Raw genomic sequence first — 12,759 nt, 5'->3', positions numbered from 1 at the left:
TCAGGGATCAAGAAGATAGTAAGAAAAAGAAAGCCGCCTGTTTAAAACAGGCGGCTTTTATATTATTAAACATCCGGATGTCTTTTCTCTTGAATCAAGACATCCGGATTCTGATCAAACTACGCTTTAGTAGAGGCAGCTTGCAGGTGGTATTTAACCAAATTATCTATAGGAGAGCGGATGATGCTGCCAACGGTCATGCCGTTTTCAACACAAACCTCTTCAAGTACGTTACGGAAATTGTAACCAACAGAACCTATACAGTTAAACGTATAGCGTTGATAATCCGGGTAATGTTTAACCAGGTTGTTAAAGAAATCAACAAAAGACGTACGTACAAGGTTACGCGAATACTCAATGTTTACGTTGTTATCGTAAACAAATTTGCTAAAGCTTGCGCAGAAACGGTTTGCACGCGGTTGGGTGTAAACTATCTCGTTAATATCATCAGGGGTAAGTTTAAACTCTTCCCAGAAAATTTTGCGTACCGCCTCAGGCATGTAGCCGCGCAGGTAATCGATTAATAATTTTTTGCCGATGTAACAGCCGCTTCCTTCATCACCAAGGATGTAAGCACCTGAGTCAATATTATGGGTAATTTCGCGGCCATTGTACAGGCAGGTGTTTGTACCTGTGCCTAATATGGCGGCAAAACCTTCTTCATTGCCAAGCAAAGCGCGTGCAGCAGCAAGCAGATCGTGTCCAATGTTTACTTTAGATTTATCGAAAACCACTTGCATGGCATCTTCAACAACCTTACGCATCTCGGGTGTTGAGCAACCGGCGCCGTAGTAATTAACTTCTGTGATTTCTCCTTTGTTCAGGTCTGTAGGCAGGCTTTCTTTTAAAGACTGGATAATGTATTCTGTGTTTGAGAAGTACGGATTATATCCTTCGGTATTGAAATACACCTTTTTACCATCTTCGGTAACTAAACACCAATTGGTTTTGGTAGAGCCACCGTCAGCAATTATGATCATAAAATAAGTTTTTAAAATTGGCTAAAAGTATGATTAACTTATTGTAAATAAAACACTAAATTATTTAAAAAAGTAAAAATCTGATACACAGTGAATAAACTTTTGTTTGAAGCTCAAAATGAAATATTTTTGATGCTGATAAGTACCTGGCGAATGCCTTGTACCAAGAAAATTCTCCTCTCAACAAATTTTTGGTTATAATATCAATTTTGCAAAAAATGCAAGCTTGTTACAGGTTACAATTATATACAATATTTTGATAATAATTTATTTGCGATATTTTTTTACGTTAGTTATCTTCATACCGTATTTGCCAATGTTACCCGCTGCTAAAAACAGCGAATCCCACCTCTTAAACCTGTCATCTGATTTAACTTGTTTAAAGCCTTGGCTTTATTTTTGAATACGTATGTCAATTTATAATTTTGGCGCCCCAATGCAAATTTTCATGAAAAGTTATCTATGCTGTATACAGTTTATATAAGTGCCGCTGCCACCCTTTTAACCACAAATGAACTCAAAGACCTGCTTGTAAAAAGCCAGTTACGCAATTCAGATTTTGGTATAACCGGTTTATTATTATATAATAATGGTGTTTTTATGGGTGTTATAGAGGGGAACAGGCAATATGTTACAAAACTATTTGACAATATAGAAAACGACACTAATAATACAGCAGTTATAAAGCTTGCAGAGCAGCCGATTACAGAGCGCCAATTTGATACGTGGACGATGTCTTTTAAAACAAATGGTCCGGATGGATTAAAAAATATACAGGGCTATGTGCAGCCACACCAGATCTGTCTACCTGTGAATATTGATAGGCGGGTGGCAGAACTTGTGGAGACTTTCTTCACCTGCGATAAATAATTGCTTATTATGAACCAGGCTATTGCCTAATCCAACCTGTTTTTGCATATTTGCACCGCGAAAAATTTTGCGATGGTCCCGTAGCTCAGTTGGATAGAGCAACTGCCTTCTAAGCAGTAGGTCTTTGGTTCGAATCCAAACGGGATCACTTAATGTTACCCTCAAGATATACAAAAAACTCTCTAAATAGCTTATTTAGAGGGTTTTTAATGATCAACTGTTTTAGGTCTTTTAAAACAAAAATTATTGCGCCGCATTTTGAGAAACTCACTCGGGGTGACATAATGAAAGGCTACAGGCTTAAATTGTAGCTTTTCTTTTACACGTATGCTCTTCTACACTATGGGTCATAAATTAACTTGGCGCCTTAGTGATAAAGCCATTGTTGTATTATCTAAATTGTTGTCTTATCCAAAACGCTGTCATAATCCAAATGGATTAAAACAACACATAAAAGCCGCTTTAATCAATTTTAAAGCGGCTTTTAAATATTGACCTATCAGATCAAGGTAAATCAATTGCGGAATAATTCCCACTCGGAGAATTGTAGGATAGAACCTGATTGTACTGAAGTAACATTAAGCCGGTAATACGCGTAGCTGGTTGTATTGCTTATGGTATAGGTTTGTTTCAGGAAGCGCGATGCAAAGGATTGATTTGTCTTTGTGTCAAGCGTGGTCCAGGTGGTTCCGTTGTTAGATCCTTGTAACGTCCAATTCTTCGGATCGCGGGCCGGAACGTCATTAGCCGAGGTAATGGTATATTTAACCACCGTTGCAGCTACATTTGGTTTAAATTGCACCCAGCCAGAAGCATGCTGCGTTAAGTATTTAGTGGCAGTATTATTATCGATAAGCATGGTATACTCTTCACCTGACGGCGACCCGGTTTGATACTGTGCGCTTAGCGTGCCTGAGTAATCGGTCAGATCTGCGCCCGAAGGGGCGGTTGTAGTAGTTGTGCCACCATCCAGGGCGGTAAATATGGCATCACTGTAGGTTTTATTTTTGTTGGCTGCAAATACCATTATGCCTGCCTTATCCGGGCTTGGGTGCCATTGGGCCTGCGCGACAGCGCTCGATTGGCTATTGTCATCATAGGACATGCCAAGCATTAGCTTGGCATTGCCAAGTGTGTTTGCCCAGTAATTAAACCTTGAAGTGTTATCTTCAAAGTAACCCATATCCATTACAAAATTAAGGTACTGGCTTAAGGCAGTTTCGCGGAAAATAGGGCCAGGAGCACCACCGTCATAAAAGGCACCTAAATACATTTTTGTTGTGCTGTTGGTTGAAAGCGGCCCAAAGTACTTACCTAATTCTTTGATCAGGTTGCGGTAATTAGTATTATCTGTAGCGTTATGCTCAACATCCAGCGAAATACCATCAAGCCCTACAGTATTTACGCAATCATTTACAAAAGATGCAAATTGAGTGTAATTATAAGCTGTTCCGTTATACGTGGTAAACGGGGTTGCTGTGCTCCATGAAGAAGCATCATCAACATTCATCAATACCTTTACACCCCTTGACCGGAGCGTTTGAATATCCTGTAAAATCTGCCTTTTGTTCTTGTAGTAAGCGTTTTGCATCCATCCCGAATTGTAATGTACGGTATCTGCCAGTTCCCATAATGTACCTTCAAAAATCACTACAACGTTGGCTTTATCGGTAAAGGTAGTTAAGGGTAAAACGCCCTGTTTTGCAGGCGTTACGTCAAATGCATAATAAGCAACTTTGTTTTGCCCCGCAGCTGGTAAAGCCTGCGTTGATAACCGCGAAAATTTAGCATTAGCTCCCATATCTTCAGCAGATTTACCTGGTGATAGGTTGCTTAAAGTTTTATCTTTTCTGCAAGCAGCATTGAACATCAGCAGGCAGCCAAAAGCCGCCAACTGCAGTGGGTACATTTTTTTCATAATGGTTTATTATAAGTTAAAAATTGGTTTAATATTTAATGCTTTTAGTGCTTAAGCATTCATATTTTATCTTTCTCTAATCAGTCTCTAATATCTATTGCCTGAAGGGAAAAATTTAGTCACATAGGTTTAATTCAATTTTAGGGAATAACCTACAATTAATATTGATGCAAATTTGCATAGTGTTAAACCGTATTTGCATATACAGAAAATGTTATTCCGTAAGGGAGTATTAGCTGCGCCACATATGATGCAGCATACTTAGACACTTGAAAGTTCTAATATTGATCTGCAAATGGCAACCGGCTAAGTCTTCCCATCGAACATTTAAACCTGCGCGCTGTTAGTGAAATATGAAGATACTGCTCACAGGTGCAACCGGTTACATAGGCCGCAGGCTTTTACCGGCGTTGATAGATGAAGGTCATCATGTTATTTGCGTGGTGCGTGATAAGTATCGCTTTGATACCAAAAGGTACAAGCCCGGCTCGGTGACCGTATTTGAGGGAGACCTGATGAAACCTAAAAGTTTTGACGACTGCCCTAAAGACATCGACGCCGCATACTATCTTGTACACTCCATGAATATGAGCGGGGGCGATTTTAGTAAAGAGGAACGTAAATCTGCCCAAAATTTTGTGGCATTACTGGATAAAACTAAAGCTAAGCAGATCATCTACTTAGGCGGTATAGTTAATGAAGAGCATCTGAGTAAGCACCTGGCCAGCCGCAAAGCTGTGGAAGACGAGTTGCGTAAAAGCAAAGTGCCGGTAACAGCCTTAAGGGCTGGCATTATTGTAGGCTCAGGAAGCGCATCGTTCGAGATCATTCGTGATCTGGTGGAAAAGCTGCCGTTTATGATCGCTCCAAAATGGATAAAAACAAAGTGCCAGCCTATAGCTATACGCAATGTTATACAGTTCTTAAGCGGCGTACTGGGTAAGGATTTCACTTACGACAAACACTTTGACATTTACGGGCCGGATACGCTTACTTACAAACAAATGCTTGAGCGTTTTGCCAAAGTACGTAAGTTGAAACGCAAGATTATTACTGTGCCGGTATTTACGCCCCGCTTATCATCTTACTGGTTGTACTTTGTTACCTCAACGGCTTACCCATTGGCTAAAAACCTGGTAGACAGCATGAAGGTTGATGTGATAGGAGGGGCTAATGAACTACCTGAAAAACTGCACGTTCATTTGATACCTTACGAGGAAGCCATAAAAATGGCGTTTGAAAAAATAGAGCAGAATCTCGTTCTCTCCAGTTGGAATGATGCGGGAAACAGCCAGATCTTCCGCAAAGGTTTGTCAAAGCATATAGAGGTACCAAAGTTTGGTGTGTTTAAAAACAAACAGACCGAAAAAACGAAAAATACCGACGACGCACTAAAAAGGATCTTTGCTATTGGTGGCCGTAACGGCTGGTATTACGCCAACTGGCTATGGGAGTTCAGGGGCTTTATTGATAAGTTGTTCGGAGGAGTTGGCTTAAGGCGTGGTCGTAAAAATGCTTCTGAAACATCAGTAGGGGAGGCGCTTGATTTTTGGCGGGTGATACTGGTAAGTAAAGAGGAAAAACGCCTGCTGCTTTACGCTGAAATGAAACTACCCGGCGAAGCCTGGCTCGAATTTAAGATAAATGATAAAAATTGCGTAGTACAAACGGCTACCTTTAGGCCCCTGGGGCTTGCCGGCAGGTTGTATTGGTACGCCATGCTGCCTTTCCATTTCTTTATTTTTAAAGGTATGCTGCATCATATCGCAGCTGGTTAAATAGCTTATAATTAATATTTTATCATTTTTGATCAGGGGTTTATCTCAGGCTATAACCCTATTTTTATTTCTTTGTTTGGAATTAGTCTAAATAAACTATTTTTGCCGCAGAAATATTTGTACTAAGCCCATGCTTTATATCACTGCCGAACAAAAAACTAATACTACTCCGTTAAAAAATCTGTTACTCGTATCAATATTGCTTATTGTGTCTATGATGATACCTGCCCGCCTTCTGGGGCAGGAAAATACAAAAGCAGATCTGGCTATAACTGTCACCACCCTTGATGGCGCACCGTTAAGCTATGCAACCATTACTATTACCGGTGGTAAAAGCGGCCATACTGATGAACAGGGTAAATTTATAGCTAACAATATTAAACCTGGAAAATACACCATCACAGCCAGCATGGTAGGTTACCAAACGGCAAGCAAAAATGTGGATGTAGCCGTCGGCCAGAGTTTAGACGTAGTCTTTACCCTCCAACCCGGAAACTCATTATCAGAAGTAGTTGTTACCGCAGGCCGAAAAGCAGAAAGTATTAAAGAAGTACCTTCATCGGTTAGCATCCTCAATGAGCGCCAGGTTAAAGAACAAATGAATATTAACCCATCTGTTGCGGCCATATTAGGCAATACTATTCCGGGCCTGGGCGTTGCAACCAATAAGGCTAATAACGCCGGCCAAACTCTTCGCGGCAGGCAGGTTTTAGTGCTTATTGACGGTATACCGCAATCAACACCATTGATGAATGGCAGTCGTGATATACGTACGATCGATCCTGCAGTGATCGAGCGTGTAGAAGTAATTAAAGGCGCCACCTCCATTTATGGAAATGGTTCTGCAGGTGGTATCATCAACTTTATAACTAAAAAACCGGTAGCGGGCAAAAGCTTTACAGGCCTTACCAGCGTGGGCATCAGCGGCAATGTGGTACATCCGGCTAATACTTTGGGTTACCGTTTCTCGCAGATGTTCTCGGGTAATATAAATCGTTTCTCTTACGTGGTTAGCGGTACGGTGAACTATACCGGCGTACAAAAAGATGCTAAGGGAAATGTGAATGCACAGCCGGATGGTTTGGGCCAAAGCAGAACGTATAACGCATTTGTAAAATCCAACTATAAAATAAATGATAACAGCGACGTAACTGCATCCTATAACCTTTACACCAGCACGCAAAAAAGCGATTACGTTAACGTGATTGGCAAGTACGGCGTAAAGCCTTCGGTTGGGCAAAAGGGAGATGACCCCGGCGAATCTGCAGGCACGCCTTACAATCACAACGTGTTGCTAACCTATCAAAACCGTGCATTACCGCTCAACTCATCAGTTGATCTATCTGCATACTACAACGGTTTCCAATCCATGAACCGCTATGTAGCGCAGGGTTCTGCATGGTATGGCCCCGGTCAAACCAAGATACAATCGTACAAAAAAGGTGTGCGCCTTACCTTAAATACACCCTGGAAGCTGGGTAACTGGGGCGATGGCAACGTCACCTACGGCCTCGACCTGCTGAACGACCGCACCAACCAGATCCTGACCGATGGCCGCGTTTACATACCTGATATGAACATGGTTAACCTGGCGCCATACGCACAAATGAAACTGGATATATTAACCAACCTGGTATTTAAGGCTGGTATCCGTTACGAGAATGCAACTGTGACAGTTAAGGATTACAGCACTATTGCCAAAGGCCCTAACAACCAGGGCAGCATACCGGTTACAGGCGGTAAAATACCTTACAATGCTACAACCTTTAACGCAGGTTTACGCTACAACAAGTATGATCTATTTAACCCCTTTGTGAGTTTCTCCCAAGGTTTTGCCATTACCGAACTGGGACGGATCTTAAGGAGTGCAACAAGCAACACTATTGAAACCATCAATACCAAACCGGTTATCACCAACAATTACGAGGCTGGTTTTAGCAGCAGGTTGGGCATCGTTAATTTAACGGCGGCTTATTATATCAGCACGTCAAACCTGGGTGCCAACCTGGTTGACAATGGTAACGGTGTATTGGTTGCCCAGCGCGAACCGGAGAACGTACATGGCTACGAGCTTACTGCTGATGTGAATTTAAGTCAGCAATGGTCGGTAGGGGGCAGCTACGCCTATGTTGAGGGTAAGTCTAAGCAGCCTAACGGGGCACAGGTATACCTTAATGGTTTACGCATAGCACCGCCAAAGGCTACCGGTTATTTAGGCTTCCGCTCTGATAATAAATTTGACGTTAAGCTTTACTGGATCTATACCGGTAACCGCGACAGGTTTGCTGTACGCTCAAACGGCTTGTACGCCAATAGCGAAGGCCCGGTTAAGTCCATAAACCTGTTTAACCTGGGTGCTAACTATAAGTTCAACACAAAGTTTTCGGCTGGTTTGGGTATCGAGAATTTATTTAACAAAGCATACTACCCGGTGGTGGCCCAGTACCGTGCCATGGATGCAGACTACGCCATGGGCGTGGGCACTACTGCCAACCTCAACTTATACTATAGCTTCTAAAAACGATGATAAAAAAGATATTTCTTTGGTTGCACCGATGGCTGGGCTTGGTAACTGGCATAGTGGTTATTATTGTAAGCATAACGGGCTGCATCAATGTGTTTGCAGACGAACTAAAGGAATATTTTTATCACGACAGGTACTTTAACCAATCTGTACCGCAACCTGCGGAGCGCTTAAATTTCAGTACGTTGCTTGACAATGCGCAACAGTCGTTGGGTAAAAAGTACAAATTATCGCGGTGCGAAGTTTACCCTGCGGCCAATCGCAATTGGGTTTTCAGGGCAAGTAAAACTAACCCTAAGGGTTTTGGTCATTGGAATTATTATAAATACTACTACCGCGTTTATGTTAACCCTTATACCGGCAAGGTTGTATTTATAGAAGATACCAAAAACGAATTCTTCCAGTTGATGTTGAGCCTCCACCTGAACCTACTGCTCGGCGATCAGGTAGGCAAACCTATTACCGGTGTATCTGTAGCCTGTTTCTTCGTGATCTTGGTAAGCGGGCTTATCGTCTGGTGGCCAAAACGTTTAACGATCAAGGGCTTTAAAGGAAAGCTACAGATCAAACGAAATGCAGGACCAAAGCGCTTAAATTATGATGTGCATAACGCGTTTGGCTTTTATACTTTAATTCCTGCTATGATTATTACTATGACGGGGCTCGTCTTCGCCTTTGATTGGGCAGATAATGCCGTTAAGTTTATTGCTGATGGCGGGCAAACAGTTAAGAAGCGAACTATCCCAAAATCATCCCCTGCAAAAGCATACAAAACAATCGCTATCGATAGCGCTATAAATGCCCTGCTGCAGAAACATAATACGGCCGATGTTTTTGCTATCCGCCTGCGCGATAAACCTACCGATCCATTTAATATACAGGTAAGGCTTGCCGCCAACAGAACGCATGAGTTTGAGTGGTACTATTTTGACCGAAACACCGGCCTGCAACTGCTGCATTACAGCAATGCCGATGTTAAGGGTGGTGAAAAAATAAGAAGCCTTAATTACGATCTGCACACCGGCGCTTATGCAGGTTTACCAACCAAAATGCTGGCTTTTTTGGCATCGCTGGTTTGTGCATCATTGCCTGTAACCGGTTTTATGATATGGTACAATAAGCGGCAAAAAAAACATAAAAAAACATAAAAAAACACCTATCGGCAGGCGCAGGCCAGCTATGGTTGGCGCTTAAATAATCATCTAAAATTCCACCAAACAGCTGTTTTAGGTGGGTCACCGATGGTGTAAGGTTCTCCAATTTTGGGGATGTTCAAAGGCATATTCACTTTCCCGGCAGCTGGTACTAACTTTTCAACGGCCTCATTCCAGGGATGTGAGGCCTCAACAAACTTACCCCAATGCACCGGCTCCAACATTTTTGCATTCAGATCTACAGCAGCTTGTGCGGCCTGGCCTATCCATAAATGCGTCCATGGATAATTAGGGCTGTATTGTCCGCATTCCAAAAGCGCCAGATCAAAGGGCCCATATTTTTCGCCTATCTCTTTAAAGTGGGGGCCGTAGCCGCTATCGCCGCTGTAAAAAATTTTGTATTGAGCGCTTTGTATCACATAGGATGCCCACAAGGTCTTGTTTCTGCTGGAGTAAGTGCGGTTACTTTTATGCTGCGCTTTGGTAGCTGTGATTTGCAACCCGCCCGGCAAGGTTGTAGATTGGTCCCAGTTTAGTTCGATGATTTTCTTAGGGTTAAAACCCCAGTATATGAGGTTTGAACCTACTCCCAAAGGCACTACAGCTAATTTTACACGGCTTTTCAATTTTTTTACGGTTTGGTAATCCAGGTGATCATAATGGTCGTGTGATATCAGCAATACATCAATAGTTGGCATATCGTCAGCGTGGTAATGCCCCGTTCCTGCAAAAGCGCGCATTACACCCGGAATAGGCCCTGCGTGGTTATTAAGTATGGGATCAATAAGGATGTTGCCCTGCAAAGTCTTTATCAGCAACGAAGAGTGTCCGAACCAAACCACGGTAGGCGCTGTGGGCGTTAAAGCGTTAAGATCTGTTTTTACCCAGGGCATTGGCCGCGATGGCCTTACCGTTTTTGGCTTATGGGTACGCAGAAAAAGAAGGCTGCGCTTTTTTGTCGTATCAGCCTGTTCGGCCAGGTTTTCAAAAGAACCGTTCTTGTAGTTGGGCTGCTCTTCCAGTTTGGTAACGGCGGCTTTGTTTGGGTTTCTGCCAACTGATTTAAATAACCTGCAACCCGTAATTGCAATCAATAGCAATACAAAAAAATAAACACCCAAACGGCTTCTGATCATAATCGTATGAACTCAATAACGATTATTGGCGATAATTATTTTCTTTCAAAGTAATTTAGGCGGGTTGCAAGATGTCATCAATTCTCGACCATACACATTAAATTACCGCCTTTTTTTGTGCTGATTAAATGGCATGAAGTGGTAACGGTGATGATGTTGCCGTTTTTTGTCTTGAATGCAAATGAAACACATTTATTGATGCCGTGAGTCAATGCGCGGAGAGTGCTATAAGTTTCTATTTTGTGTTCAGGGGGGCTGATATCAAGCAGGTTCATCCTTAAAAACTCTTCGCGGTTGTATCCATAAAAACTTAACGCAGCTTCGTTAACATCGGTAAAAGCCATGGTGCGTGCGTCGGTAATCCACATAGGGTGGGGGTTTTCTTCAAAATAGCCATGGTATCGCTTTTCGCTTTCGGCAATGGTGGCAGTGTTTGAGCGGATGAGGTAATAGAGAAAGATGCCGGTAATTAAAACATAAGCAATGCCTTTTACGCTGCTCAAAAAAAGCATCAATTCAAGGTCAACATGATCGCGTAGGGCAAGCAACAGCTTATCGCTCAGGGTTATCCATATTATCCCCGCGATGACGTATAAGATCGCAATTTTTAACGCTCCCGATCGCATGATTACCAACTTTTCATGTCAAAGTATAACTACGTAACGCCAGGTTGGTTCGGTTTTATTTACAAAAGACTTTAAATTTAAATTTTAGGATCCTCTTGGTGATTACCAATGTTAAGGCGATCATGTTTTTAATCAGGATTTAAAAAATGCAAGCATTTCTTCCAGGCCGTTGGGCGAGTGCATCAATTCCGTCTGCTGTAACGTAACCGCTGCTGTTTCAGCGGCGCGCTTACGCATGCTGGTTTCGTAATTGGCAATAGCAGCCAAGGAATCATTAAAGAGAGGGCCGGTTAAGGCTTCGGCTAATTCAAGGGCATCCAGCATGGCCATGTTAACACCCTCGCCTGCGTACGGTGGCATCAAATGTGCAGCATCACCAATAATAGTTAAATCAGCTTGTGCCTGCCAGTCCTGATCAAGTGGCATACAGTATTGCGGTCTCGGAATAATCGGCGACTCGGCGTTTTCGAATAGCTCAAGCCAGATGTCGCTCCATCCTGCAAACTTGGTTTTGAACCAGTTTGCTACCTCTTGCGGTTTGGTGAAATCAATCCCTGAGGTAACGGCCCAGTCCTCTTCACTCTTAAAGCCAACGTAAAAAGCTATGCTGCCATCGCCTTTTGAACTTACAATTAGTGTACAAGAATCGCCAAGAGTAAATATTTTGCCGCCGTTTAGGAGTTTCATAATCCTTGGTGCTTTTTCAATGGCATTGTAAACAGCACCTTCTATAACGGTGATGTCAACAAAAAATGCTTTGAGTGTGGTGAGGTACGGGCGTATTTTAGAGTTTGCACCATCAGCACCAATCACTATGTCGGCCTCAGTAGCATACTCATCGTTGAAAGCAATAAGCCATTTATTTTCATTCCGTTGCATAGACTGAAACCGTTTGTTCCACACAATTGTGCCTGGCTCCAATGAATCGATTAGTATGTCTCGTAACGGGCCGCGGTCAATTTCCGGGCGCGCATCTGCACCTTCGCGGCTTTCCGTATCTCGCAGCAGGGGTTTGGCATGTTTGTCGGTGATAGTCATCAAGTCGGCACCAGGGCGATAATGTTTTTCAAACTCACCCATCAAACCGGTGGCGTTTAACGCTTTCAAGCCTGATTCGTAATGGAGATCTAAAGTGGCACCCTGTACTCTTACAGTGCGGTGTACGTCTCGTTCATAAACCTTAATATTTAATCCGCGCATTTGTAACAGGCGTGCAAGGGTAAGCCCTCCTGGCCCACCACCTATAATAGCTATGTTCTTATTTTTTATGGATGTCATTGGTGATTTTCTTATTATAAACTAAAAACCCTGTTAGATTAAATGACGATCATTAATGAAGAACCTTTTAAATGATAAAATTTCAGTAGCTCATGTAATAAGATTTGTCGCTTTATCACCATATTTAGGCTAATTTAAAATTGATGAGAAAATTAATATACTGCCTGCTTATTTTTGGCGCCTTTTATTCCAAGGCCTCGGCTCAAACATTTTCTGCCGATGATTTTAAAGCCAATTTAGGCAAAACCAAAACCTTGTGCGATGTTGTTGCATCGGTTAGAACATTTAGCGATACGCTAACGTTGATAAATATGGGTGGTGCCTACCCTGATCAGAAATATACCATTGCCGTAAAAGGCGATAAGATAAAAATGGATTGGCCAAGCCTTGAAGGCAAAAATATTTGTGTTACCGGTGTTTTTGCCTTACATAAGGACAGGCCCGAAATTGTTGCCACGGAACCAAAGCAAATTGAGTTAAAGTAAATAAGGATGA

The 12,759-nt window shown here is 42.4% G+C and carries 10 protein-coding genes and 1 tRNA gene; 6 read left to right on the top strand and 5 right to left on the bottom strand.

Features of this window, described 5'->3' with window-relative positions; genetic code table 11:
- Window positions 1-119: 119 nt before the first annotated feature.
- Window positions 120-980, bottom strand: coding sequence for an N-acetylglucosamine kinase (locus FPZ42_RS09165; RefSeq protein ID WP_146270560.1), 861 nt, complete (start codon window positions 978-980; stop codon window positions 120-122).
- A gap of 462 nt (window positions 981-1,442) precedes the next feature.
- Here FPZ42_RS09165 and FPZ42_RS09160 point away from each other — a divergent pair, with 462 nt between their 5' ends.
- Together FPZ42_RS09160 and FPZ42_RS09155 are read left to right on the top strand one after the other, a co-directional pair.
- A complete protein-coding gene (locus FPZ42_RS09160; protein WP_146270558.1) occupies window positions 1,443-1,850 on the top strand; it encodes a BLUF domain-containing protein in 408 nt (135 codons plus the stop codon).
- A 74-nt stretch (window positions 1,851-1,924) separates the two neighbouring features.
- Window positions 1,925-1,998, top strand: a tRNA-Arg gene (locus FPZ42_RS09155).
- A gap of 366 nt (window positions 1,999-2,364) precedes the next feature.
- Here the strand turns inward: FPZ42_RS09155 and FPZ42_RS09150 are convergent.
- Window positions 2,365-3,768, bottom strand: coding sequence for an EndoS/ChiA family endoglycosidase (locus FPZ42_RS09150; RefSeq protein ID WP_146270556.1), 1,404 nt, complete (start codon window positions 3,766-3,768; stop codon window positions 2,365-2,367).
- A 353-nt stretch (window positions 3,769-4,121) separates the two neighbouring features.
- Between FPZ42_RS09150 and FPZ42_RS09145 the strand changes: the two genes are divergently transcribed.
- The 3 genes from FPZ42_RS09145 to FPZ42_RS09135 all read left to right on the top strand — a co-directional run bounded on the left by FPZ42_RS09145 (window position 4,122) and on the right by FPZ42_RS09135 (window position 9,218).
- The gene (locus tag FPZ42_RS09145) at window positions 4,122-5,546 is read left to right on the top strand and encodes an SDR family oxidoreductase (protein WP_146270554.1); all 1,425 of its coding nucleotides are present in this window, start codon (window positions 4,122-4,124) and stop codon (window positions 5,544-5,546) included.
- A 130-nt stretch (window positions 5,547-5,676) separates the two neighbouring features.
- Window positions 5,677-8,064, top strand: a complete 2,388-nt coding sequence (locus tag FPZ42_RS09140; protein ID WP_261382256.1) for a TonB-dependent receptor — start codon at window positions 5,677-5,679, stop codon at window positions 8,062-8,064.
- A 5-nt stretch (window positions 8,065-8,069) separates the two neighbouring features.
- Window positions 8,070-9,218, top strand: a complete 1,149-nt coding sequence (locus tag FPZ42_RS09135; protein ID WP_146270552.1) for a PepSY-associated TM helix domain-containing protein — start codon at window positions 8,070-8,072, stop codon at window positions 9,216-9,218.
- Between the two features lie 50 nt (window positions 9,219-9,268).
- On the opposite strand, the gene FPZ42_RS09130 is transcribed toward FPZ42_RS09135, so the two are convergent.
- From FPZ42_RS09130 to FPZ42_RS09120, 3 genes are all read right to left on the bottom strand, one after another.
- Window positions 9,269-10,360 carry an MBL fold metallo-hydrolase gene (locus FPZ42_RS09130; protein WP_146270550.1) on the bottom strand — a complete coding sequence of 364 codons (1,092 nt, stop codon included), beginning with the start codon at window positions 10,358-10,360 and terminating at the stop codon, window positions 9,269-9,271.
- A 77-nt stretch (window positions 10,361-10,437) separates the two neighbouring features.
- Window positions 10,438-10,986: a PAS domain S-box protein gene (locus tag FPZ42_RS09125; RefSeq protein WP_146270548.1), complete on the bottom strand. Its 549-nt coding sequence runs from the start codon at window positions 10,984-10,986 to the stop codon at window positions 10,438-10,440.
- A 132-nt stretch (window positions 10,987-11,118) separates the two neighbouring features.
- The gene (locus tag FPZ42_RS09120) at window positions 11,119-12,264 is read right to left on the bottom strand and encodes an FAD-dependent oxidoreductase (RefSeq protein ID WP_146270546.1); all 1,146 of its coding nucleotides are present in this window, start codon (window positions 12,262-12,264) and stop codon (window positions 11,119-11,121) included.
- A 143-nt stretch (window positions 12,265-12,407) separates the two neighbouring features.
- Between FPZ42_RS09120 and FPZ42_RS09115 the strand changes: the two genes are divergently transcribed.
- Window positions 12,408-12,749, top strand: a complete 342-nt coding sequence (locus tag FPZ42_RS09115; RefSeq protein ID WP_146270544.1) for a hypothetical protein — start codon at window positions 12,408-12,410, stop codon at window positions 12,747-12,749.
- Window positions 12,750-12,759: the final 10 nt, after the last annotated feature.

Source organism: Mucilaginibacter achroorhodeus (assembly GCF_007846095.1).
In the GTDB taxonomy this organism is placed as follows: Bacteria; Bacteroidota; Bacteroidia; order Sphingobacteriales; family Sphingobacteriaceae; genus Mucilaginibacter; species Mucilaginibacter achroorhodeus.
This window is presented reverse-complemented; position numbering and strand designations above follow the sequence as displayed.